Annotated in this window: 22 protein-coding genes and 1 pseudogene; 13 read left to right on the plus strand and 10 right to left on the minus strand. The window is 70.4% G+C overall.

From position 1 onward, the window contains the following. Positions 1-83 precede the first annotated feature (83 nt). The 4 genes and pseudogenes from ACESM1_RS22910 to ACESM1_RS22925 form a co-directional block, all read right to left on the minus strand. Positions 84-158: pseudogene (locus tag ACESM1_RS22910) on the minus strand (hypothetical protein); the annotation flags it as partial. A 157-nt stretch (positions 159-315) separates the two neighbouring features. Continuing rightward, positions 316-657 carry a hypothetical protein gene (locus tag ACESM1_RS22915; protein ID WP_372623535.1) on the minus strand — a complete coding sequence of 114 codons (342 nt, stop codon included), beginning with the start codon at positions 655-657 and terminating at the stop codon, positions 316-318. A gap of 122 nt (positions 658-779) precedes the next feature. After that, positions 780-1,349 carry a DUF2793 domain-containing protein gene (locus ACESM1_RS22920; protein ID WP_372623594.1) on the minus strand — a complete coding sequence of 190 codons (570 nt, stop codon included), beginning with the start codon at positions 1,347-1,349 and terminating at the stop codon, positions 780-782. A gap of 24 nt (positions 1,350-1,373) precedes the next feature. After that, on the minus strand, positions 1,374-1,973 hold the full coding sequence (locus tag ACESM1_RS22925; RefSeq protein ID WP_372623536.1) for a helix-turn-helix domain-containing protein: 600 nt from the start codon (positions 1,971-1,973) through the stop codon (positions 1,374-1,376). A gap of 92 nt (positions 1,974-2,065) precedes the next feature. Here ACESM1_RS22925 and ACESM1_RS22930 point away from each other — a divergent pair, with 92 nt between their 5' ends. From ACESM1_RS22930 to ACESM1_RS22980, 11 genes are all read left to right on the plus strand, one after another. Beyond that, a complete protein-coding gene (locus ACESM1_RS22930) occupies positions 2,066-4,078 on the plus strand; it encodes a hydantoinase/oxoprolinase family protein (protein WP_372623537.1) in 2,013 nt (670 codons plus the stop codon). Beyond that, positions 4,078-5,721 carry a hydantoinase B/oxoprolinase family protein gene (locus ACESM1_RS22935; RefSeq protein ID WP_372623538.1) on the plus strand — a complete coding sequence of 548 codons (1,644 nt, stop codon included), beginning with the start codon at positions 4,078-4,080 and terminating at the stop codon, positions 5,719-5,721. The genes ACESM1_RS22930 and ACESM1_RS22935 overlap by 1 nt, the downstream gene beginning before the upstream one ends. A gap of 4 nt (positions 5,722-5,725) precedes the next feature. Further along, positions 5,726-7,018 (plus strand): NAD(P)/FAD-dependent oxidoreductase, encoded by a 1,293-nt coding sequence (locus ACESM1_RS22940; RefSeq protein ID WP_372623539.1) that lies wholly within the window; start codon positions 5,726-5,728, stop codon positions 7,016-7,018. Next, positions 7,015-8,154: an NADH:flavin oxidoreductase/NADH oxidase gene (locus ACESM1_RS22945; RefSeq protein ID WP_372623540.1), complete on the plus strand. Its 1,140-nt coding sequence runs from the start codon at positions 7,015-7,017 to the stop codon at positions 8,152-8,154. The genes ACESM1_RS22940 and ACESM1_RS22945 overlap by 4 nt, the downstream gene beginning before the upstream one ends. A 27-nt stretch (positions 8,155-8,181) precedes the next feature. Beyond that, the gene (locus ACESM1_RS22950) at positions 8,182-9,366 is read left to right on the plus strand and encodes an ABC transporter substrate-binding protein (protein WP_372623541.1); all 1,185 of its coding nucleotides are present in this window, start codon (positions 8,182-8,184) and stop codon (positions 9,364-9,366) included. A gap of 15 nt (positions 9,367-9,381) precedes the next feature. Further along, positions 9,382-10,245 (plus strand): branched-chain amino acid ABC transporter permease, encoded by an 864-nt coding sequence (locus ACESM1_RS22955; RefSeq protein ID WP_372623542.1) that lies wholly within the window; start codon positions 9,382-9,384, stop codon positions 10,243-10,245. Next, the gene (locus ACESM1_RS22960; protein WP_372623543.1) at positions 10,242-11,210 is read left to right on the plus strand and encodes a branched-chain amino acid ABC transporter permease; all 969 of its coding nucleotides are present in this window, start codon (positions 10,242-10,244) and stop codon (positions 11,208-11,210) included. Before ACESM1_RS22955 ends, ACESM1_RS22960 begins: the two co-directional genes overlap by 4 nt. Then, on the plus strand, positions 11,207-11,950 hold the full coding sequence (locus ACESM1_RS22965; protein ID WP_372623544.1) for an ABC transporter ATP-binding protein: 744 nt from the start codon (positions 11,207-11,209) through the stop codon (positions 11,948-11,950). Before ACESM1_RS22960 ends, ACESM1_RS22965 begins: the two co-directional genes overlap by 4 nt. Beyond that, positions 11,947-12,654, plus strand: coding sequence for an ABC transporter ATP-binding protein (locus ACESM1_RS22970; protein WP_372623545.1), 708 nt, complete (start codon positions 11,947-11,949; stop codon positions 12,652-12,654). Before ACESM1_RS22965 ends, ACESM1_RS22970 begins: the two co-directional genes overlap by 4 nt. Then, positions 12,651-13,415 (plus strand): SDR family NAD(P)-dependent oxidoreductase, encoded by a 765-nt coding sequence (locus tag ACESM1_RS22975; RefSeq protein ID WP_372623546.1) that lies wholly within the window; start codon positions 12,651-12,653, stop codon positions 13,413-13,415. Before ACESM1_RS22970 ends, ACESM1_RS22975 begins: the two co-directional genes overlap by 4 nt. A gap of 146 nt (positions 13,416-13,561) precedes the next feature. After that, entirely contained in the window at positions 13,562-13,945 is a 384-nt protein-coding gene (locus tag ACESM1_RS22980) for a hypothetical protein (protein WP_372623547.1), read from the plus strand. A 319-nt stretch (positions 13,946-14,264) separates the two neighbouring features. On the opposite strand, the gene ACESM1_RS22985 is transcribed toward ACESM1_RS22980, so the two are convergent. The 6 genes from ACESM1_RS22985 to ACESM1_RS23010 form a co-directional block, all read right to left on the minus strand. After that, positions 14,265-17,264 carry an ELWxxDGT repeat protein gene (locus tag ACESM1_RS22985; RefSeq protein ID WP_372623548.1) on the minus strand — a complete coding sequence of 1,000 codons (3,000 nt, stop codon included), beginning with the start codon at positions 17,262-17,264 and terminating at the stop codon, positions 14,265-14,267. A 339-nt stretch (positions 17,265-17,603) separates the two neighbouring features. Then, positions 17,604-17,972: a hypothetical protein gene (locus tag ACESM1_RS22990; RefSeq protein ID WP_372623549.1), complete on the minus strand. Its 369-nt coding sequence runs from the start codon at positions 17,970-17,972 to the stop codon at positions 17,604-17,606. After that, positions 17,969-18,385 carry a DUF2793 domain-containing protein gene (locus tag ACESM1_RS22995; RefSeq protein ID WP_372623550.1) on the minus strand — a complete coding sequence of 139 codons (417 nt, stop codon included), beginning with the start codon at positions 18,383-18,385 and terminating at the stop codon, positions 17,969-17,971. The genes ACESM1_RS22990 and ACESM1_RS22995 overlap by 4 nt, the downstream gene beginning before the upstream one ends. Then, positions 18,382-18,519, minus strand: coding sequence for a hypothetical protein (locus ACESM1_RS23000; RefSeq protein ID WP_372623551.1), 138 nt, complete (start codon positions 18,517-18,519; stop codon positions 18,382-18,384). The genes ACESM1_RS22995 and ACESM1_RS23000 overlap by 4 nt, the downstream gene beginning before the upstream one ends. 71 nt (positions 18,520-18,590) lie before the next feature. Further along, positions 18,591-19,820 (minus strand): MFS transporter, encoded by a 1,230-nt coding sequence (locus tag ACESM1_RS23005; RefSeq protein WP_372623552.1) that lies wholly within the window; start codon positions 19,818-19,820, stop codon positions 18,591-18,593. Between the two features lie 132 nt (positions 19,821-19,952). Beyond that, complete coding sequence (locus ACESM1_RS23010; protein WP_372623553.1) at positions 19,953-20,093, minus strand: hypothetical protein; 141 nt, start codon at positions 20,091-20,093, stop codon at positions 19,953-19,955. Here ACESM1_RS23010 and ACESM1_RS23015 point away from each other — a divergent pair. Next, complete coding sequence (locus ACESM1_RS23015) at positions 20,092-20,466, plus strand: hypothetical protein (protein WP_372623554.1); 375 nt, start codon at positions 20,092-20,094, stop codon at positions 20,464-20,466. The two genes, ACESM1_RS23010 and ACESM1_RS23015, sit on opposite strands and share 2 nt — an antisense overlap. A gap of 95 nt (positions 20,467-20,561) precedes the next feature. Next, positions 20,562-22,148 (plus strand): ABC transporter substrate-binding protein, encoded by a 1,587-nt coding sequence (locus ACESM1_RS23020; protein WP_372623555.1) that lies wholly within the window; start codon positions 20,562-20,564, stop codon positions 22,146-22,148. The last annotated feature ends 11 nt before the right edge of the window (positions 22,149-22,159 follow it).

Here is a 22,159-nt window from a genome sequence, read left to right on the forward strand (position 1 = left end):
ATCTCCGCCTCCAGCCAAAGCTGGACGCCTACGAATCACACCCTGCCGCGCCGCATCCAATCACAAGCCGATTCCAGCCTGGGCTACTCGGGTCTAGCGAAAAACCCGCGCACCGTGTGCGGCGCCCAGCCGGGCGCCTCGGCGATCTGCGCCACTGTCGCCCCCGGAGCATGGCCAGCCCCCGCTCATGCTTCGTGCCCTCGCGCGGGTTGCGCGCGGCGCGCGGCTTCCGCAGGGCGCGGGCGGGCTTGCCCGCCAGTGCACCTCGGAGCGCCTGCCTGGGGCCGTCCAGGGCGCCCCGCGCGGTTGTCTTCGTCAGCCCAGGCGGCCAGCACCGCCGCAGCGGCGTCGCGGAGGCTGGCGCGGGGCGTGGCAGTGGCGGCTGCGAGGGCCTCGTCGAGGAGGGCCACCTTCTCCGCCAGGCGCGGCCTGGGTGGCTTCGGCGGCGGCCGCAGGGCTTTCCCCCGGCGCGACGTCGGGCGCCGTCGTGGACTCCGTGGTGCCAACCGCGTCGCCCGCGTTCGGGTCGAAGCCGATCGCGCGCAGCCCCTCGTCCGTTATGCGCGCCACATTCCAGGTGCCCTCGTCATCCTGCCGCCAGCCGAGCCCGACATGCTCCCGCGGGGCGTTGATCTCGGTGAGCAGGTTGTTCTTCATCAGACTGCGGAACACCGCGTTGCGCAGAGCGGCGGGCAGGAGCGGAGCGCCGGACGGGCCGCGCAAGCAGTGTAGCTGAAGAGAGAGAGTAGTCGGTTCATACGGTCCGGATTGGCTTGCGGCTATGCCTTCTCCACGCGCACCCGCAGCGTCCCGCGGCCCAGATCGACTGCGCCTGCTGTCCCGTTCTGAAACCGCGCGCTGACAGCGTCCGCCGCGGACACCCACGCCGTCAGCGTGACGCCCTGCAGTTCGATCGAGAAACGCGCGCACGCGAAGTCGCCGAGCGCCGCACCGGGCACAGGCACTGTGGTGGTGACGCCTTCGCCGGCGGCCAGGCTGGGAGGATCGAAGCTGACCCGCGCCTGCCGCAGCCCCGGTGCGACCAGCACCCACGCGTTGCCGATCCAGCCCCACTGCGGCAGCGTGGCTGCATCGAACACCACCAGCCCAACAAACGGCGCATAAAACAACCATGCGCCACCAATACGCTGCGCCAGCTGGTTCGGCTGGCCGGCCCAGGCACCGGTCGGGCTGGTGCCGACGATCCAGCATGCTCCCTGTGCCGGCGAGCGGGGCGGCGCATTCAGCCCGATCTGCTGCACGACGGGCTGGACGCGCGCGTCGAGCCGGTTCAGCCCGGCAGCGTGCGTGACCTCCTTCGATGCCTGCCGGAGTGGTGCAAATGGGATCGAACCGTCCCTGGCGCACTCCGCCTAGTAGAATGGCGGCGTAACCGCCCAGAGCACGACGGTTCGGCTCGAGGCCGCGTTTTCGAACCGGTGGAGTAGGCTGCTCCGGAAACGGAAGGCGTCGCCGGCCAACAGGACGCAACCCTGCCCATCAACTTCAAGACGCAAGCTGCCCTCGATCACCAGTCCCGCATCTTCACCGGCATGTGCATATGGCGTAGGGCCCGACGAACCGCCTGGCTCCAACGTGACGTACAGCAACTCGATGGCGCCATCGCCGGCCGGCGCAAGGAGCTCCTTCGTCACGCCACTGGCACCGAGCGAGAGCCTGCGGCGGTCGGCGCGGCGCAGCACCCAGGGCGGTGCGCCGCTGGAGGATGGCGCATCGGAGAAGAACCAGCCGATCGGAACTTCCAGCGCCTCCGCCACGCGCTGCAGCGTACGGATGGACGGCGCGGAGACGCCGCGTTCCATCTGGCTCAGCATGCCGGTCGAGACGCCGCTTTCTTCCGACAGCGCCTGCAGCGTCAAGGAACGCCGGCGACGCAGGTCGCGCAGGCGTCGGCCGATGCCGGCCAGGGCCTGGCCGTCCTGACCGACGGATGCCGCGCCGCCTTCATCCATTGAAATTCTGCCGCCTCCATTTTCACCCTTGCTGTAAGTCCAGCGGGTATGCCTACCATAGCGTTGAAGGGTGGGTCCTTGGAAGGAGAACTATGAGGGTCGGCATCGAGGTTGGCGGCACCTTCACCGATCTCGTCGCGCTCGACGGCGGGCGAGCCGTTGTCGCCAAGGTGGCGAGCACGCCTCGCAGCCCCGACATCGGCGCCTTCAACGCCCTGCTCGCCGGCGACATACCCGCCAGCGCCGTGACCGACCTCGTGCACGGCTCGACCGTGGCCACCAATGCCATCCTGGAGCGCCGCGGTGCGCCGGTGGCGTTCGTCACCACGCGCGGCTTCCGCGACATCCTTTTCCTGCAGCGCCATGACCGGCGCAGCATCTATGACCTGCGCTATGCGAAGCCCGCGCCGCCAGTGCGCCGGCGCGACTGCTTCGAGGTGACCGAACGCGTGGACGCCCGCGGCGAGGTCGTGCTGCCGCTGGACGAGGCGGAGGTCGCGCGCGATCTGATCCCCGCCCTCGCCGCCGGCGACTACGCCGCCGTCGCCATCTGCCTGCTCTCCTCCTATGCGGCACCGCAGCACGAGATGCGGCTTGCCGAGATGATCGGCGCCGCGCTGCCTGGCCTGCGCGTCGCGCCGAGCCATGCGGTCGCGCCCGAGTTCCGCGAGTTCGAGCGCGCCTCCACCACGCTGCTGTCGGCCTATGTGCAGCCGGTGATCGATGGCTACCTGGACCGCTTCGGCAAGACGCTGGCGGAGGCCGGCTTCCGCGGCCGCTTCAGCGTCATGCAGTCCAATGGCGGGCGGCTGCCGGCGGCGGCGATGCGCCGCAACGCCATCACGGCGCTGTTCAGTGGCCCCGCTGCCGGCGTGGTCGGCGCGATCCGCCAGGCCGCGCGGTCCGGGTGCGGGGACCTCATCACCTTCGACATGGGCGGAACCTCCACCGACGTCTCGCTCGTGCAGCGCGGCGAGGCCGCGCTGGCGCCGGAGACCGAGGTGGATGGGCTGCCGATCCGTACGCCGGTCCTCGACATCGTCTCCGTCGGGGCGGGTGGCGGCAGCCTCGTCTGGATCGACGAGGGCGGCATGCTGCGCGTCGGTCCGCGCAGCGCCGGCGCGGATCCCGGGCCGGCCTGCTACGGCCGTGGCGGCACGCTGCCGACGGTCACGGATGCGCATGTGGTGCGCGGCACGATCCGGCCGGAGAGCTTCCTCGGCGGCACGATGCGGCTGGACGAGGAGGCGGCGCACCGCGCCTTCACCGATGTGGCCGCGCGGCTCGGTACCGATGTGCGTGGGGCTGCAGCGGCAGCGATCCGGCTGGCCGTGGCCAACATCGTGCGCGCCATCCAGCTGGTCTCGACGGAGCGCGGGCGGGATCCGCGCGACTACGCCCTGCTTCCCTTCGGTGGCGCCGGCCCGCTGCTGGCGGCCGAGATCGCGGAAGAACTCGGCATCTCCGAGATCCTCGTTCCCCCGAATCCCGGCGTGATCTCGGCACTCGGCCTGCTCTCGGCCGACTACGTGAAGGTCTATGGCGTCACCCGGCGCATGGCGCTGGACGGCGCCGCGCCTGCGGCGCTGCGCGAGGCCGAGGCCAGGCTGCGCCGGATGGCGGAGGAGGAGTTCCGCTCCCTGGACCTCGACGGCGCGTTGGAGTTCGGCCTCGAGGCCGACATGCGCTTCGTCGGCCAGGCGTTCGAGATCCCGGTCGCGATCGAGCAGGGCGCGCTGGCCGGCCTCACCGCCGCCGACCTGGCGGAGCGTTTCACCGCAGCGCATCGCCGCGTCTACCTGCATGGCGGCGAGCCCGGGCGGAAGGCCGAGATCGTCTCGCTGCGCTACGGCGTGCGCCGGCGCCTCGACTCGCTTCCCGAGGTGCGCGAGCGCGAAGGCTCCCCGCCGCGCGCCGCGAGCACGCCGGTGCGCACCGCCGATGGTCGCACCATCGAGGTGCAGCAGATCGCCGCCGCGTCCTTCGCCGGGCAGGTCGCGGGCCCCGCCCTGATCGAGGGCTATTCCTCCACGACCTGGGTGCCGGAAGGCTGGAGCGCCAGCCGCGACACGGCTGGGAACCTGATCCTGCGGAGGGCCGCCTGATGCGCCTCGATCCGGTCGAATACGCCATCCTCAGCCAGTCGCTCATTGCCGCGGCGCGGGAGATGGGCGCGAAGCTGATCCGCTCCGCCTATTCCACCATCCTGCGCGAGGCGCGCGACGGCTCCGCCGCACTGCTCGATGCGCGTGGCCAGACCGTGGCGCAGGCCGAGCTCATCCCGATGCAGCTCGGCACCATCGGGCGCATCTTCGGCCCTTGCGCCGAGATGTTCCCGCCGCAGACGCTGAAGCCGGGCGAGGCGCTGTTCATCAACGATCCCTATTCCGGCGGGCAGCACCTGCAGGACGTGTTCATCTTCCACCCTATCCATGTGGACGGCGAGGTGATCGGCTTCGCCGCCTCCGTGGCGCATCACCTCGATCTCGGCGGCGGCAGCCCGGGGCTGAACCCGGCGGCGGTGGATGTCTATTCCGAAGGCCTCATCATCCCGCCGATGAAGATCGACCTGGCGCGGGACTGGCATGGCGGCGGCTTCGAGCGGCTGCTGCGCGCCAATGTGCGCGTGCCGCACCAGACCATGGGCGACTTCGACGCGCAGATGGCGGCCAATGCCGTCGGCGTGCTGCGCGTTCAGGAACTTGCGAGGCGCTACGGCACGGAGAAGTTGCGCGCGACCATGGCGGCGCTGCAGGACTATTCCGAGACACGCATGCGCGCCGCCATCGCCGCCGTGCCCGACGGCGTCTATGTCGGCGAGGATGCGGTGGACGACGACGGCATCTCCGACACGCCGCTGCCGGTGCGCGCCACCGTGACCGTGAAGGGCGAGAGCATCGCGGTGGATTTCACCGGCACGTCGCCGCAGGTCCGCACCAACCTGAACGCACCCTTCGCTTCCACCGTCTCCGCCACCGTCTCCGCCATCAAGGCGGCGCTGACCAGCCCGGACATCCCGTTCAACGACGGCGCGATGCGGCCCGTCGCGGTGGAGGCGCCGCACGGCTCGCTGCTCAATCCGCGCCACCCGGCGCCGGTGCGCGCGCGCATGGAAGCCTGCTCCCGCGCCTGGAACGCCGTGATGAAGGCGCTCGCCCAGGCGGTGCCGGATCGCGTGATCGCCTGCGGATTCGACACCACGACCTCCTTCTGCCTGTCGCACCTGCGCTCGCATGGCTGGTCCGTCTATCTCGAGGTCTATGGAGGTGGGTTCGGCGCGACGGCGACGAGCGATGGCTGCGACGGCGTGGACAATCCGCTGTCCAACTGTTCGAACACGCCGGTCGAAGCGATGGACCAGGATTTCTCCTTCTTCCGCGTCACCGATTACGCGCTGCGCCCGGACAGCGCCGGCCCGGGCCGGCATCGCGGCGGCGCGGGGTTCATCCGCCGCTTCGAGATCCTGGAGGATGGCACGCGGCTCGCGCTGTACTCCGATCGCTTCCGCCGCGCGCCGGAGGGCCTGTTCGGCGGCGGCCACGGCACGACCGGCTGGTGCGAGGTGCTGCGCGGCGGCCAGCGCATGGCGCTGCGTTCCAAGGACCAGATCGAGCTGCACAAGGGCGATGTGGTGACGCTCGCGCTCGGCGGCGGCGGCGGCTACGGCGATCCGGCGGAGCGCGATCCGGCCGCGCTGGAGCGCGACCGTGCCGATGGCCTGGTCGGCGCGGCAACCGGGGCCGGCTGACGGCATGGGACGCTCGGCGGACAGCCATCGCGACTCGCTCTGGTCCGCCACGGCCGAGGAGCCGGCGGCGGAGGCGCGTTCCCTGGTCGGTGAGGCAACGGCGGAGGTGGCCGTCATCGGCGGCGGCTATACGGGCCTCTCGGCGGCGCTGAACCTGGCGGAGGCCGGGGCGCGCGTCACCCTTGTCGAGGGGCGGGAGATCGGCTGGGGCGGATCGGGCCGCAATGGCGGGCAGGTGATCCCCGGCGTGAAGCTCGACCCTTCGGAACTGCGCGCCCGCTTCGGCGAGGAGCGCGGCGCCGCATTGGCATCGTCTGTCGGCGCCTCGGCCGATGCCGTCTTCGCCCGCATCGCGCGCCATGCGATCCGCTGCGCCCCGGTGCGCCATGGCTGGATCCAGGCCGCGCACGCCGCGCCGGCACTGGCGCGCGTGCAGCGCCGCGGCGCGGAGTGGCAGCAGGCCGGCGCGCCGGTGGAGATGCTGGACGCCCGCGCCATCGCGGCGCGGACCGGCACCGAGGAGTATGTCGGCGGCTGGCGCGACGGGCGCGCGGGCACGGTGCATCCGCTGTCCTATGCCCGTGGCCTCGCCCGCGCCGCGCGGGCGGCCGGCGCGACCTTGCATGCCGACAGCCCGGCGCAGCGCCTCGTACGGGAACAGGGCGGCTGGCGCATCGAGACGCCGCGGGGCGCGTTGCGTGCGCGCAGTGTCGTCGTCGCGACCAATGCCTACACCGATGGCCTTGTGCCCGGCCTGGCGAAGACGCTGCTGACGCTGCAGAGCATCCAGATCGCGACCGCGCCGCTGCGGGAGCCCCTGGCGGCGCGCATCCTGCCCGGCGGCGAATGCGTCTCCGAGACGCGGCGGCTGGCCTTCTACTTCCGCCGCTCGCCGGACGGCCGCCTCATTCTCGGTGGCCGCGGGGCGGCCGGCGAGGAGGAGCGCGCTGCGCTGTTCCGCGCGCTCCGGGGCGCGCTGGCGCGCCTCTACCCGGAGGCGGCGCGGCTGCCGATCGAGTACCGCTGGTCCGGCCAGGTGGCATTGACGCTGGACGGCATGCCGCGCGTGCACGAGCCTGCGCCGGGGCTCTTCGTCGGCCTGGGCTACAACGGCCGCGGCGTCGCGATGGCGACGTTGATGGGGGAATGGCTCGCCGCGCGCATCCATGCCGGCAGGGAGGCGCCCCTGCCGCGCACCGACATTGCGCCGATCGCCTGGCATGCGGCACGCAAGCCGGCCATCGCGCTCGGCATCGCATGGGCCTGGGCCCGCGACAGGATGGGATTCGCCGGATGACCGACGCCGCCCTCTTCACCCCGCTCACGATCCGCGGCGTCACCTTCCGCAATCGCGTGATGGTCTCGCCGATGCAACAGTACATGGCAGAGCGCGACGGACTGCCCAATGCCTTCCACGCGCAGCATTACGGCCGGCAGGCGATCGGTGGCGCGGGCACGGTGATGACGGAAGCGCTGGGCGTGACGCCGGAAGGCCGCGTCACCTGGCATGATCTCGGCATCTGGACCGACGAGCAGGCCGAGACGCTGAAGCCGATCGCGGAGACGCTCGGCGCTGCGGGCGCGGTGCCGGCGACGCAGCTCATCCATGCCGGGCGCAAGGGAAGCGTCGGCCGGCCATGGGAGGGCTACAACCCGCTGAGCGAGGCAGATGCCGCACGGGGCTTCCCGCCCTGGCCGACCCTGGCCGCCAGCGCAGCCCCGGCCAACCCCGGCTGGCACGAGCCGCGCGCGATGGACGAGGACGACATCGCCCGCACCATCGACGCCTACCATGCGGCGACGCGCCGCGCCGCGCGCGCGGGGTTCCGCTTCCTCGAGATCCATGCCGCGCATGGCTATCTCATCCACTCCTTCCTCTCGCCGCTCTCGAACCGGCGCGAGGACCGGTGGGGCGGCGACCGTGCGGGACGCATGCGCTTCCTCCTCGCCGTGACCGAGGCGGTGCGCGCCGCATGGCCGGGCGATCTGCCGCTCTCCGTCCGCCTGTCCTGCATCGACGACCAGCCGGAAGGCTGGACGCTCGAGGACAGCGTGGCGGCGGCGTGCGCGCTGAAGGCCCTCGGCGTGGACCTCGTGGACTGCTCCTCCGGCGGCCTTGGCGAGCGGACAACGACGCGCATGATCCGCCGGCCGGAGGGCTACCAGGTCCCCTTCGCCGAGCGCATCCGGGAAGCGGCCGGGGTGCCGACCATCGCGGTCGGGCTCATCACCACGCCGGCCTTCGCCGATGCGGTGATCCGCGAAGGCCGCGCCGACATCGTGGCGATCGGACGCGAGGCGCTTTTCAATCCGCATTGGGCCCTGCACGCTGCGCAGGCGCTCGGCGCGGATCCGGGCTTCTCGGACTGGCATCCCTCCTGGGGATGGTGGCTGGAGAAGCGGGCGCGCGCCGCCCGCGCACCGGCTCAGTAGGGCGGAACGAGGGAGGAGGACATGAACATGCAACGCAGGACCTTGCTGGGCGCGGGAGCCGGGCTTCTCGCCGCGCCTACCGTCGCGCGGGCGCAGGGCGATCCGCTGAGGGTGGTGGGCGTCTACTCGCTCTCCGGCACCTTCGCCAACATCGGCGACCTGCTCCACAAGGGCACCCAATGGGCCTTCGAGCACTACCGCACGGCGGCCGGACGCCCGATCAGCTACACGCTGCTCGACGACCAGGGCGATCCCGGCCGTGCCGTCCGCCATGTCCAGGAGGCGATGGGCCAGGGCGTGCGCCACGTGGTGGGCTGCACGCTCTCCTCCATCGCGTTGCCGGTGGCCAAGGAAGTGCACGCCCGCGGCGGCGTCTACATCCACATGGCCGGCGCCGACGAGGCGACGGGGTCGGAGTGCAATCGCTCCTCCTTCCGCTGGCCGGGCGCGAGCTACACGGCGATCAACGCAACGCTGCGGCCCTTCATCGAACGCAACCCGAATGCGAAGCGCTGGTACACCATCACCGGCCAATACGTCTTCGGCGACAGCCTGCTGACGAACCTGAAAGCCGTCCTGCAGGGCGCCGGGCACCAGCATGTCGGCAACTCCTACCACGCGCTCAGCGAGCGGGAGTATTCCGGCTACATCACTGCGGCGATCGCCGCGCAGCCCGACGTGCTCGCGATCTGCAACTTCGGCAACCAGACGCTCGACGTCGTGCGCCAGGCCGTCTCCTTCGGCATGAAGCGCAACACGAAGATCGTCGTGCCGTGGTCCACCGGCCTCGACCAGTACCAGGCCTGGGGCCCCAGCATCTGCGAGGGCGTCCATTTCGGCGTGAACTACTGGCACGGGGTGGACGCGCCGGGGAACCGCGTGCTGCAGCAGGTGGTGCGGCAGAAGACGAACGGGCCGACGAATTACCTCCAGGCCTGCGGCTGGGCCGTGGCGCAGATGCTGGTGGAAGGCGTCAACAAGGCCGGCACAGCCGAAGTGCCGGCGCTGATCCGCGCGCTCGAGGGGCTGAGCTACGACGGCCCCACGGGCAGAGAGATCATCCGGGCCGACGACCACCAAGTGATCAAGGACTACTACCTAATGCTCGGCAAGGCGCGCTCAGCCATGCGCGACCCGAACGACTTCGCAGAGATCGTGGCCGGCACCAAGGCCTTCCAGCCGCCGGAGCAGACCGGCTGCCGGATGAGCTGAGCCGGGAACGCGGGCGTGTCGGGCCAGGTCCTCGTCTTCCAGGTGCTGAACGGCATCGGCATCGGGATGATCTATTTCCTGCTGTCGGTCGGGCTGACGATGATCTTCGGCCTGATGCGCTTCGTGAACTTCGCGCACGGGGCGCTGTACCTGGTCGCCGCCTATACGGCCTATGTCATCAGCCAGCTGACCGGCTCGATGCTGTGGGCGCTGCTGGCAGGCCCGCTGGTTGCCGCCCTGGTGGCGGTGACGGCGGAGCGGCTGCTGCTGCGGCACACCTATGCCATGCCGCACGAGGCGCAGATCCTGATCACCTTCGCCGTCGCCCTGATCGTGCAGGAGACGGTGATCCTGATCTTCGACCCGCTCGCGAAGAACGTGCCGGTGCCGGACTTCCTCTCCGGCATCGTGTTCATCGGGCCCTTCGTCTACCCGGCGTACCGCCTCGCGGTCGTGGCGGTTGCGGCCGTCGTGGCGCTCCTGCTCTGGCTGGTGCTGGAGCGCACGCGCTTCGGCGCCATCCTGCGCGCCGGGTCGGAGAGCACGGAAATGGTGAGCCTGCTCGGCATCAACATCCATCGTGTGTTCCTCGGCGCCTTTGCGCTCGGCGGCGCGCTCGCGGGCCTTGCGGGCGCCCTCGCCGCCCCGCTGCGGGGCGTGGAACCCTTCATGGGGCTGGAGGCGCTGGGCATCGCCTTCGTCGTCGTGGTGGTCGGCGGCATCGGCTCCTTCACCGGCGCGCTGCTCGGCGGGCTGCTGATCGGGATCGTGCAGAGCGTGATGAGCAGCCTCTGGCCGGAAGGCGCGCGGCTGATGATCTACGGCGCCATGGCGCTCGTGCTGCTGGCGCGGCCCGCCGGCCTGATGGGGCGCGCATGAGCGCCTTCCGCGAAGGGGGACGCTTCCCCGACTTGAGCACGGCTGGCGTGGCCGTCGCGCTGGTCGCGCTGCCCTTCGTCCTGCCGACCGTGACGCTTGCCTCGGAGCTCGTGGTCTTCGCCGTGGCGGCAATGTCCTGCGCCTTCCTGCTGGGCATGGTCGGGCTGCTGTCCTTCGGCCAGGGCCTCTTCTTCGGCATCGGCGCCTATGTCTCCGCCATCCTGCTGCGGGAGCATGGCTGGGCGACGCTGCCGGCGGTTGCGGTCGGCGCCGCGGCGTCCGGCCTGGCGGCGGGGATGCTCGCCGTGCTCGCCGTCGGCCGGAGGGGCGTGTACTTCGTGATGCTGACGCTCGCCTTTGCGCAGATGGGCTATTTCGCGATGCTCGCGCTGAAGGACTACACGGGAGGCGAGAATGGCCTGACGGGCGTCCCGCGACCGCCGCTGCTCGGCGGGCTTGGGACGCTGGCGACCGCCGAGACGGCCTATGGTCTGCTCGCCCTCCTGGCCTTCGCCGCCTTCCTGCTCGTGCAGCGGGTCAGCGCATCGCCCTTCGGTTCGGTGCTCCGCGCGATCCGGGAGAACGAGGCGCGGGCCGAGGCGCTGGGCTACGACGTCCGCGCCTTCAAGATCGCCGCCTTCGCGCTGGCGGGGATGCTGGGCGGGCTCGCCGGTGCGATGCACACCATCTTCCTCGGCTTCGTGCCCCCCAATGTCATCGAGCTCGAGATCAGCGAGCGGCTGATCATCATGGCGATCATCGGCGGCACCGGGGCGCCGGCGGCCCCCTTCCTGGGCGCGGGCTTCTACGTGCTGATGGCGGACCTGCTCTCCTCCCTGTGGCCGCGCTGGCTCATGCTGGTCGGCTTCATGCTGATCGCCATCGTCCTTTTCATGCGCGGCGGGCTCTGGGGCGGGGCGGCGAGCCTGTTCCGCCGCCTCCGGCCAGGGAGGACGCGCTCGTGACCGAGCCTCTCCTGGCGACCCAGGACATCGGCGTCCGATTCGGCGATTTCCGCGCGCTGTCCGAGGTGACGCTGAGCGTGATGTCCGGCACCGTGCATTCCGTCATCGGCCCGAACGGCGCCGGCAAGACCACGCTCTTCAACGTGCTCACCGGCAGGCTCTCGCCAAGCGAGGGCCGGGTGGTGCTGGCCGGGCGCGACGTCACGCGGCTGCCGGCGCATCGGCGCGTCCATCTCGGCATGGCGCGCTCCTTCCAGGTGACGAACATCTTCCCCGAGCTGACGGTGGGAGAGAATCTCCGCCTCGCCCTGCAGGCCGTCTCCGGCGCGCAGCCCTGGATCTTCTGGCGCGGCGTGGACCCCGACCTCGGGCGCATGCAGGCGGTGGCCGAGGAGGTGGGGCTGACGGCGCGGATCTCGTGGCGGGCCGGCGACCTCTCGCATGGCGGCCAGCGCGCGCTCGAGATCGGGATGGCGCTTGCGGCGGATCCGCGGATCATCTTCCTCGACGAGCCGCTCGCCGGGATGGGCATCGACGACGTGCATCGCACGAAGGAGCTGATCCGCGGCCTCGCACCGGCACGCACCGTCGTCCTGATCGAGCACAACATGCGCGTCGTGCTCGACATCTCGGAGCAGGTCACGGTGCTTGCGCAGGGTCGGACGATTGCGGAGGGCCCCCCTGCCCTGATCCGCGGCGACGCCGCCGTGCGTGAGGCCTATCTGGGGTCCGGGATGTGACAGCGCTGCTGGAACTCGATGCAATGGAGGCCGGTTACGGCAAGAGCCGGGTCCTGCATGGCGTGACGCTCAGCATCGGCGCCGGCGAGACGGTCGCATTGCTGGGCCGCAACGGGGCGGGGAAGTCCACCACGATGCGCTGCATCACGGGGCTGCTGCGCCTGCAGGCAGGCCGCGTGGTCTTCGGCGGGCGCGACCTGCGCGGCATGCCCCCGCATGCGGTGGCGCGCCTGGGCCTGTCCTTGGTGCCCGAGCATCGCGGCATCTTCGCCGCGCTGACCGTCGAGGAGAATCTGCGCATCGCGGCTCGCCGCGGCTCGCGCTGGACCTTCGAGGCGGCGATGGCGATGTTCCCGCAACTCGCCGCGCGCCGCCGCACGCCGGGCGGCAAGCTCTCGGGTGGCGAACAGCAGATGCTCGCGATCGCGCGGGCGCTGATGCCCGGCCCGCGCCTGCTGCTGCTCGACGAGCCGACCGAAGGCCTTGCACCGGTGATCGTGGAGCGCCTGGTCGCGCTGCTCCGCACGCTGAAGGACGAGGGGCTGCCGATGCTCCTCGTCGAGCAGAGCCTCGAGGTCTGCCGTGCCGTCGCCGATCGTCACGCCATGATCGACGAGGGGCGGATCGTCTGGACCGGCGACACGCAGGCGCTTGCCGCGGCGGATGATGCGGTGCGGCGGCATCTGACGCTGGAGGAAGCATGAGCGACGGGCGGTTCAGCGGCCGCGCCGCCATCGTCACGGGTGGCGCCCGTGGCATCGGGGCCGCGACCGCCGAGCGGCTTGCGCGCGAGGGCGCCTCTGTCCTGCTGGTGGATCGCGACGAGGCGGTTTCGGACCGCGCCCGCGCGCTCGACTGTCATCCGCTCCGCATCGATGTTGCGGAAACAGGCGCAGGTGAGCGCATCGTCGAGGAAGCGCTTCGCAACTTTGGCCGCCTCGACATCCTCGTCAACAACGCCGGCATCAGCGGCTCGCGTCCGCTGCGGGACTGCGACGACGAGCTGCTTGACCTCATCATCGGCACCAATCTGACGGCCGTGTTGCGCGTGACGCGGGCAGCATTGCCGCATCTGCCGCGGCCTGGCGGACGGATCATCAATGTAGCGTCGGTATTTGGTCTGGCGGGTTATCCCGGCTCTACGCCCTATGCCGTGGCCAAAGCCGGGGTGGCGCAACTCACGCGCCAACTCGCGGCCGACCTGGCGCCTGAAGGGATAGCTGTGAACGGCGTTGCGCCCGGCCTGATCGAGACGGCGATGACGGCCGACCGTCTGCATAACGACCGCTATTATCAGCGCGCCATGCTCGAGCCGACACCGATGCGTCGTGCCGGACGACCGGAAGAGGTGGCTGCCGTCATCGCGTTCTTGGCCTCTTCGGACGCATCCTTCGTCACCGGCGAGGTGGTCGCCGTAGATGGCGGCTGGCTTTCAGGCCGCCATCCGCCACGCGATCCATCTTGACGAGACGAGATCCTCCAAAGGGGGTGGTGGGGTTCCCGCGTGCCTCTCCCTCGTGTCTTCCTCAACCTTGCTCCACCCGCACCCGCAGCATGCTGCTGCCGAGATCGATCGCGCCGCCCGTCCCGTCTTGAAACCTGACGCTGACGATGTTCGCCGCCGACACCCACGCCGTCAGCTTGATCCCCTGCAGAACGATCGAGAAGCTCGCGCGCGAAGTCGCCAAGCGCGGCGCCGGTGACGGTCAGGTCGGTGGTGACGCCTTCACCGTCAGCGAGGCTCGGCGGATCGTAGGTCACGCTTGCCTGCGGCAGCCGCGGCGCGACAATCACCCAGGCGCTGCCGTCCCAGCGCACCTGCGCGAGCGCGATGACATCGAACACCACCAGCCCGACGAAGGGCGCGAAGAAGGCTCATGTGCCGCCGATGCGCTGCGCCAGCCGGTTCGCCTCGAGCCGGTTCACCGGAACGCCTTCCTCCGCTTCCGGCGCGAGTTGGTTCGCCGGAGGCTGAACCGAGCGTTGTTCGAGTGATCAGGCGCCCGTTCGAGCTGAAGGGAGTAATGGTTCGAACCGACAAGGTTTCTGACACCACGCCAGTCCCAGCCGCCAGCATCCGCGGCGACGGGAAAGGCACGCTGGGCGGGTCATCGGCGGCGCAAGTCCGTGCACGGCTGCAAGGCGCACGTGGCAGCGGACGAGGACGCCGGCCTGCGCCGGCGTGTCGAGGTTGCCACCGAACAGCGATTGCCCTCCCCCGGGCCAGCCCCGACCCGCTGGTCGCGTGGACGACAACGCTGGAAAGTCGCTCGGCCGATGGTGGTGGGCCTTATCTTCCGGGCCGTGGCCCTGCCTATCCGAGCAGTGCATCCGACGCGGCCGGCGGCCCGGCAGCCGGCGCGAGCGAGATGTAGTCACCCCCGCCGCTGCTGTTCGGGAAGACCACGAGGTCCTCGATAAGTCGCGTGCCCCCCGTCGTACCATCGCTGGTCCAGGGCTCTGCACCATGCGCCACGTCCGTGGCGACAAAGACAGCGACACCTTCGCGCAGCAACGCCAGACCCGTTGGATCGCTGCCCTGCTCCCCGGGCTCGATGTCGCGCGCCAAGCACGTACCCTGCGCCGTACCATTCGTCTGCCAGAGCTCACGCCCATGCGCCGCATCCGTTGCTGCGAACAACACGGAGCCGTCGCCGAACGCCAGGAAGCCGGCCGGATTGCTGCCCTCCTGCCCCGGCTCGATATCCGCCAGGAGATGCGTGCCGGGACGCGTCCCATCCGTGACCCAAAGTTCCATTCCGCGCTTGCCGTCATCCGCGCCGAACAGCGCGCGCCCGTCGCCCGCTGCGCCGATGTCGCCCGTAGCGCCAGAGACCGAGCCGCGGGCAAGATCGCGTAGCAGGAAGGTGCCGGACAGCGTGCCGTCCGTGACCCACAACTCCGTCCCATGCTTGCCGTCATCGGCACGGAACACCGCGCGGCCGTCGCCGAGCGCGACGAAGCCCGAGGGATCGCTGCCCGCCTCCCCGGGCGCGATATCGGCGAGCAGGCGCGTGCCGGCTTCCGTGCCGTCACTGATCCAGGCCTCGCGTCCTGCCACGCCGTCATCTGCGGTGAAGAGCAGAACCCCCTCGCCAAGCGCCGCGAAGCCCGCCGGATCGCTGCTCGCAACACCCGGCGCGATGTCGGCAAGCCGGCGCGTGCCCGCCTCCGTGCCGTCCGTAACCCAGGCTTCGGTACCAATCCCCGGCGCGTGCGCGGCGAAGGCGGCGAGCCCTTCGCCGAAGGCGATGATGCCCAAAGGATCGCTGCTTGCCTCCCCGGACGCGATATCGGCGAGTAGGCGCGTGCCGGCTTCCGTGCCATCGCTGACCCACAGTTCGCGCCCCGCTTCTGGCGTGCTCGCGCTGAGGACCGCGTGTCCGCCGCTGAGCGGCGTGATCTCCCCCGGCCGGCTGCCCGGCTGACCGGGGTAGATGTCCGCGACCAGCCGCGTCCCTTCGCGCGTGCCGTCGCTCACCCACAGCTCGTCATAGGCTTGGTTCGATGGAAAAGAGCCGCCCCCCGGGCTGTAGGTGGCGGCATAGAGCGCACGCCCATCCCCGAGTGCGGCGAAGCCGTGCGGCTGGGCGCCGCCAAGGAACGGCGTCGGAAAGATCTGCGTTCCCTCCGGCGTGCCGTCGGTAACGTAGACCTCGGGGCTGCTGCCCGGAGCGTATCCACCCGGATTTCCCGCGCCGAACAGGGCCCGACCGTCGCCGAGTGGCGCTGGCGGGGTAGGGTTGCTCCCCCAGTTGCCTGGGGTGAGGTCCACCAGCAGTCGGGTGCCCTCCGGCGTTCCGTCGGTCACCCAGGGCTCGATCCCATACTCCGGATGACGTGCTGTGAAGGCCACGCGCCCGTCGGCGAGTGCGACGAAGCGATAGGGCGAGGGGATCTTTTGTCCCACCTGAGTAGGCGTGCCAATATCGCTCACCAGCAGCAGCGTGCCCTCCTCGGTGCCGTCCGTGACCCGGAGCGGGCCGCCGCCGCTGAACACGACCCTGCCGTCGCCGAGCCGGGCGGCGGCGCCGATTGAACTCAGGGAACCCCCGGGCCCCGGCGTGGCATCGAGCACCCGGGTACCTTCCGCCGTGCCGTCACTGACCCAGAACTCCGCACCATGTTCCGCATCGCTTGCGCCGAACAGGAAACGTCCGCCGGACAGCAGCCCATACCACCGCGGGATGCTCAGGCTGGCATCCTCCACGTCGAGGTAGCGTTCGGTGCCCTCGGCGGTGCCATCCGTGATCCAGAGCGAGAAGCCGCCTGCCGGGCCTCCTTGAGACACGATTGCGGCGACGCGCCCGTCATCGAGTGCCACGAAGGTGCCCGGCGCCAGGTCGGGGAGCAGCCTGGTGCCCTGCGGCGTCCCGTCGGTGATCCAGGGTAACCGGCCATGTTCCTCATCCGTTGCGAGGAAGATCGCCTGCCCGGTCCCGAGCCGCGTGAACTGCGACGGATCGCTGCTGCCTGCCGCGATGTCGCGGAGCAAGCGCGTGCCTTCCGGCGTGCCGTCCGTTACCCACGGCTCCGCGCCGTGCGCCGCATCACGCCCATTCAGCAGGACCAGCCCCGAGCCGAGTTCCAGCGCGGCAGTCGCATCCACACCGCCGAGCGGCCGCGTTCCGGCGGGAGTGCCGTCAGTCACCCAGAGTTGCTCGCCGCTGCGGAACAGCGCCAGCTCGTCGCCGAGGGCGAGGACGTGCGTGAAGTCACTGCCATCCGGGCCCGGTGTGAGGTCGCCCAGCAGACGCGTGCCCTGCGCCGTGCCGTCGGTGACCCAGGGCTCTGGCCCCGTCACGCCGTCATCGGCGCGGAACAGCGCAAGACCATCGCGGAACGGGCGGAAGGAGAAGCTTGGCGGCGGCGCTTCCGGCGACAGGGTCCCCGGCCGAATGTCGCGCAACAGCTGCGTTCCCTCTGGCGTGCCGTCCGTCACCCAGGGTTCGATATCGCCGCGCGGCCCGCCGGCGAACACCGCGACGCCTTCACCGAGCGCGGTCACCTGAGCGGGAATGATCGAAATGGGCGCCAGGCGGACCGTGCCTTCCGCCGTCCCGCCGCTTGCCCACAGGGCATGCGAGAATCCGCCTGCCTCGTCGGGTCCGGCGGCAGTGAAGAGGATCAGTGGCTCGGCGGGGGGCTGAGGCGGCTCCGGCGGCTCGGGAGGGTCCGGCGCCTCGCTGTGCTTCCGTCCGTAGTTCGGCCCATGCTCCTCGCGAGGCCTTGGGTGGTCGTGACGTGGGTGGTGCCCAGTCTCGTCACGGTGCGGATGGTCGGTTTGTCCGTGGCTGCGCATGGCACGGCTCATTCCCTCATCCTGCGAAGGCAGTCGCTAAAGTAACCAGCGCCGGAGGGTTCGGATCCAGGACTACGGCACGCCAAGGCGGCCACGCTCCATCACCTGCACGCGAGAGTCTTGTCGCCGGAAGCACCCTTGTTGCCAACCGGCTGGGGCTCAGACGACCCTCCTCCAGGAGCTCGCAACCGCTGGTATACAGCCTCTCCCTTCCACGCCTCCGCAGGCGTCGGAGCAGGGCACGCACAGCGTGGCCGACATCACCCGATTCTTTTTGCGTAGCCAGGGGCGCCGCGGCGAGATCAATCGTCGAAGCTGACGTCGTGTCGTCATGCGCACCTTGTCGGTCCGCTAGACGTGGTAGTTGAGCACGAGGGCAATGTTGCTGGTGTCGAGCGAGGCATCCGCGACGGCGCCCCGCCACGGCCTGGGCACCGTGACATCGACATTCGCCGTCGCACCGGCGGCGAGGTTCGGCAGGTCCCAGCACGTCGCCAGCGCCAGGGTGCACGTCCCTGCCGGCAGTCCGAGGCACCTCGCCGGCGCGTCATCCGGCAGGCCGCAGAGCCGCAGAGCCTCGAAATCGAACTGGCGTCGTCCGCCGATCCGATACGCTATGCCTTCCCCACGCGCACTCGCAGCGTCCCGTTCGACAGATCGATGGCGCCCCCCGTCCCGTTCTGAAACCGCACGCTGACCGTGTCCGCTGCCGACACTCATGCGGTGAGCGTGATCCCCTGCAGATCGAGCGAGAAACTCGCGCGCGCATAGCCGCCGAGTACTGCGCCGGTGCCGGTCAGGCTGGTGGTGACGCCAGTGCTGGCGGCGAGGGTCGGCGGATCGTCGGTGACGCTCGCCTGCAGCAGCTGTGGCGCGGCAAGCGTCCAGGCGATGCCGTTCCAACTCCACTGCGCCAGCCGGTTCGCCTGCCCGGCCCAGACGCCGGTCGGGCTGGTGCCGATGATCCAGCATGCACCATCTGCCGGCGAAGCTGGCGGCTTGTTCAGCCTGATCTGCTGCACGATCGGCTGCACCGGCGCATCGAGCCGGTTCAGCCCGGCCGCGTGCGTGACCTCCTTCTGCGCCCGCTGGGTGAGGATGTAGGGCAGCGCGAGACGCGGGGCGGTGGTCATAGGATGGCCTCCCAGGCCGCGCCGCGGCCGACGGTGTCGCTGATCTGCTGGATGCGCGCGCGGATCGCCCCGGGCGGCCCGCCGATGGTGCCGCCGACGATGCTGTCGGCGACGGAGAGGGCGAGCGCGGCCATGGGTCAGAGCCTGTCTCGGGAGGACCGCGAGTTTGTGGTGGTTGGGCGGGAAGCAAACCCCACGGGCGGCCTTAGCATTTGACCGGCCGGCGAAGGGTCCAGAATGCGAGCGCGCCCAGCGCATAGGCCGCCATGGAGAGCCAGAAGCCGAGGCGATAAGATCCTGTCAGGTCGAACAGCAGCCCCGCCGCCCAGGAGCCGATCCCGGCGCCGAGCCCCGAGCCGATGGTGATCACGCCGAGAATGGTGCCCAGCCGCGGGCCGGGGAACAGGTCCGCCGTCTTGGCGGTGATCGCCGGCCCGCGGGCGCCCCAGGTGATGCCGAAGAAGCAGGCGTGCAGCCAGAACATGACGTGCTGCGAGGAATCCTCGATGAACAGGGCGCAGGCCACGCCGAAGATCGAGATGCCGTAGGTCACCAGGGCGGCGGTCTCCCGCCCGATGCGGTCGGACAGCGTGCCGGTGACGATCACGCCGGGCAGCGCCAGGAAGGCGCCAAGCCCGAGCACGCCGGCGGCGTAGAGCGGTTCGAACCCCATCCCCACGGCGAAGGCCATCTGGTGCAGAGAAACGAGGAAGCTGCCGATGCTGGTCAGCATGTAGACGAGGCCCAGCACCCAGAACTGCCAGGTCGCCGCCGCCTCGGCGAGCGTCCAGTCCCGCACGCCCGCCGTCGCGCCGGCCGCCGGCGGCTCCCGCTCGCGGCGTGGCAGCAATCTCGCCAGCGGCACCAGCACTGTCAGCACGGCTGCCAGCAGCAGGTAGGCGTTACGCCAGCCCATACCGCTGACCAGCAGTTGCGCCACCGGCGCGGAGATGGCGCGGCCCACGCCGTTGGCAGACTGCAGCACCGAGACCGCCATGCCCCGCCGGGTGGCGAACAGCCGCGAGATCAGCGGCACGAAGACCACCATGCCGACGAAGTTCGCGCCCAGCGTCATCACTACGCCGTAGAGCACCACCACCTGCCACAACGTCTGCGCGAAGGCGCTGAGCAGAAGGCCCAGCGCCAGAAGGCAGCCGCCGAGCATGACCATGCGGCGCGAGCCCAGACGGTCTGCCAGTCCGCCCGCGAGCGGCGAGCTGACGCCGGCGACCACCTGCCCCACCGAGTAGGCGATGCTGGCCTCGGCGCGGGTCCAGCCGAACTCCACCACGAAGGCCAGCAGGAACACCGTGTAGGCGTGCATCAGACTGGCGCTGAGGGTGAAGGCGAGGAAGCAGCCCCCGAGCACCCACCATGCCAGGCGGGTGCGGTCGCGCTCCGAGAGTGCGGGAATGGCGGCGGGCGGTTCGGTCATTGCGCCACCCTAGTCCGCGATCACCCTGACGTGCAGGCCGCAGGCGGGCACACCAGGGCAGTCAAGGCGTCCCGCGTGTCCGCGTTCCCGACGAGCTGCGAGGACCGCTCTGGAACCCAGAAGTCGCATCCATCAGTGCGGATCTTCCCGGGAGACCACACCGGGCAGGCGGTACATCAGCGCTCTTGCGTTGTCCTGCACGATTCTATCCTGCCATTCGGGCGTGAGGCCGTGCTCGACGACGCGGCGGATGCCGGCCCAGGCGTGAATCATGCCCAAGCCCTCTGAAAGAGTGGTGACGCTCGCGAGATGCTGCGGCTGCCGCCCAGCGCATGAGCAGCACGGCACCGGATTCCAGGTCCGCAGTCCGGCTGCACTGGCGCTCGACGCAGGTGCGCAGGCTGATGCCGTCCGGCAGGCGAGTGTAGCCGGGCGGCTGATCCTGCACGGGCAGGCCGAGCGCCTGGGCGACGCAAACCACCAGGCCGCCGCAGTCCACGCCGACGCCGCGGAGCCGGGCCTGTTGCCGCAGTGGCGTGCCGAGCCAGCGCCTCGCCTCAGCGACAACGTCGTGCCCCGTCATCTGCCTCATCCCTTACTGTTCGCGGACAGCATGATCATGGCGCTCGTGATCGGCGACGGCTGATTGCATGGATTACCTGCGGGTCAGCGGCCCATTGCCTTGCGCGATCCACAGGCGCGCCATAGGCTTCTTCGGAGCAAGTCTGGAAGGCACGCCCCATGCGCCTGATCGTCACCTCCTTGCTCGCCGCCCTGGCCTTCGCCGCCGTGGGTCCAGCCTCCGCGCCAGCGCAGAATCTGGCGATCGCAGTACAGCAGGAGCCGACCTCGATCGACCCGCATTTCCATTATGCGGCGCCGAACAATCAGGTTGCGCGGCACGTCTTCGACAATCTGATCCACACCGATGCGCGGCTGCAGCCCATGCCGGGGCTGGCGGAATCCTGGCGCGTGGTGGATGACCGCACCTGGGAGTTCCGCCTGAGGCGGGGCGTATCCTTCCACGACGGCTCGCCCTTTACGGCAGAGGACGTCGCCTTCACATTCCAGCGTGTGCCGCAGGTGCAGAACAGCCCCGGCAGCTTCGCGCTGTTCACGCGCGGCAAGATGGTGACGGTGATCGATCCGCACACCATCCGCATCACGACCGCCGCGCCCTATCCGCTCATGCTGAACGACCTTGGCATGGTGGCAATCGTGTCCCGCCGCGCGGCGGAGGGCGCGACGACCGAGCAGTTCAACAGCGGTCGCGCGGCGATCGGAACGGGCCCCTTCCGCCTCGGCGAGTTCCGGCCGGGCGAGCGCGTTGAACTTGCGGTGAATGACGGCTACTGGGGCGAGCGGCCGGGGTGGCGGCAGGTGATGATCCGCCTGATCCGCTCCAATCCGGCCCGCGTTGCGGCGCTGCTCGGCGGCCAGGTGGACGTGATCGACCATGTCCCGACCACCGACATCACGCGGCTGCGCGGCACCGCCGGCGTCTCCGTGGTGCAGGTGCCCTCGAGCTACGTCGTCTTCCTCTCGCTCGACAGCAACCGCGACGTCACCCCGCATGTCCGGGACAACCAGGGCCGGCTGCTGCACCCCAACCCGCTGCGCGACGCGCGCGTGCGCCGGGCAATGTCGCTCGCGGTCAATCGCGATGCGATTGTCGAGCGCATCATGGACGGCGCCGCCGTCCCGGCCGGGCAACTCGTGCAGGAAGGCTTCCTCGGTCATGATCCGGCGCTGCGCCCTGATCGCTTCGATCCGGCGCAGGCGCGCGCCCTGCTGACCCAGGCCGGCTATCCCGAGGGCTTCCATATCACGCTGCATTCGCCGAACGACCGCTACGTAAACGATGCGCGCATCGCCGAGGCGGTGGCGCAAATGTTCACCCGCGCCGGCATCCGCACGACGCTCGAGACCTATACGCGCAACGTCTTCTTCACCCGAGCAACATCGGGCGGGGAACTCGGCACGCCGGAATTCAGCGTCTACCTCACTGCCTTCCCCGCAAACGGCGAGGCGCTGTCGGCGCTGACAGCAACACTGGCGACGCAGAACATGGCCGCCGGGCTCGGCACCAACAACCGAGGGCGCTATTCGAACGTACGTCTCGATGCGCGGATCGCGCTTGCCGCGCGCACCACGGACAGCGCCGAGCGCGGCCGCATACTGGCCGAGGCGCAGCGCATCGCGATGCAAGATGCCGCGCTGATCCCGCTGCATTTCCAGATGAACACCTGGGCGCTGCGCGGCCGGCTCACCATGGTCGGGCGCGCCGACGAATCCACCTTCGCTTTCGACATCAAGCGACAGCCATAGGAACGCGCACA

The organism is Falsiroseomonas sp. (genome assembly GCF_041690465.1).
Classification (GTDB): Bacteria; Pseudomonadota; Alphaproteobacteria; order Acetobacterales; family Acetobacteraceae; genus Falsiroseomonas.

Coding starts and splice junctions, on each gene's coding strand:
- ACESM1_RS23005 (WP_372623552.1), bottom strand. CDS start 19,820: ATGACCGAACCGCCCGCCGCCATTCCCGCACTCTCGGAGCGCGACCGC.
- ACESM1_RS22995 (WP_372623550.1), bottom strand. CDS start 18,385: ATGACCACCGCCCCGCGTCTCGCGCTGCCCTACATCCTCACCCAGCGG.
- ACESM1_RS22945 (WP_372623540.1), top strand. CDS start 7,015: ATGACCGACGCCGCCCTCTTCACCCCGCTCACGATCCGCGGCGTCACC.
- ACESM1_RS22930 (WP_372623537.1), top strand. CDS start 2,066: ATGAGGGTCGGCATCGAGGTTGGCGGCACCTTCACCGATCTCGTCGCG.
- ACESM1_RS22985 (WP_372623548.1), bottom strand. CDS start 17,264: ATGAGCCGTGCCATGCGCAGCCACGGACAAACCGACCATCCGCACCGT.
- ACESM1_RS23000 (WP_372623551.1), bottom strand. CDS start 18,519: ATGGCCGCGCTCGCCCTCTCCGTCGCCGACAGCATCGTCGGCGGCACC.
- ACESM1_RS22975 (WP_372623546.1), top strand. CDS start 12,651: ATGAGCGACGGGCGGTTCAGCGGCCGCGCCGCCATCGTCACGGGTGGC.
- ACESM1_RS23020 (WP_372623555.1), top strand. CDS start 20,562: ATGCGCCTGATCGTCACCTCCTTGCTCGCCGCCCTGGCCTTCGCCGCC.
- ACESM1_RS22980 (WP_372623547.1), top strand. CDS start 13,562: ATGTTCGCCGCCGACACCCACGCCGTCAGCTTGATCCCCTGCAGAACG.
- ACESM1_RS22960 (WP_372623543.1), top strand. CDS start 10,242: ATGAGCGCCTTCCGCGAAGGGGGACGCTTCCCCGACTTGAGCACGGCT.
- ACESM1_RS22950 (WP_372623541.1), top strand. CDS start 8,182: ATGCAACGCAGGACCTTGCTGGGCGCGGGAGCCGGGCTTCTCGCCGCG.
- ACESM1_RS22940 (WP_372623539.1), top strand. CDS start 5,726: ATGGGACGCTCGGCGGACAGCCATCGCGACTCGCTCTGGTCCGCCACG.
- ACESM1_RS23010 (WP_372623553.1), bottom strand. CDS start 20,093: ATGATTCACGCCTGGGCCGGCATCCGCCGCGTCGTCGAGCACGGCCTC.
- ACESM1_RS22990 (WP_372623549.1), bottom strand. CDS start 17,972: ATGAGTGTCGGCAGCGGACACGGTCAGCGTGCGGTTTCAGAACGGGAC.
- ACESM1_RS22925 (WP_372623536.1), bottom strand. CDS start 1,973: ATGGATGAAGGCGGCGCGGCATCCGTCGGTCAGGACGGCCAGGCCCTG.
- ACESM1_RS22915 (WP_372623535.1), bottom strand. CDS start 657: ATGAAGAACAACCTGCTCACCGAGATCAACGCCCCGCGGGAGCATGTC.
- ACESM1_RS23015 (WP_372623554.1), top strand. CDS start 20,092: ATGCCCAAGCCCTCTGAAAGAGTGGTGACGCTCGCGAGATGCTGCGGC.
- ACESM1_RS22935 (WP_372623538.1), top strand. CDS start 4,078: ATGCGCCTCGATCCGGTCGAATACGCCATCCTCAGCCAGTCGCTCATT.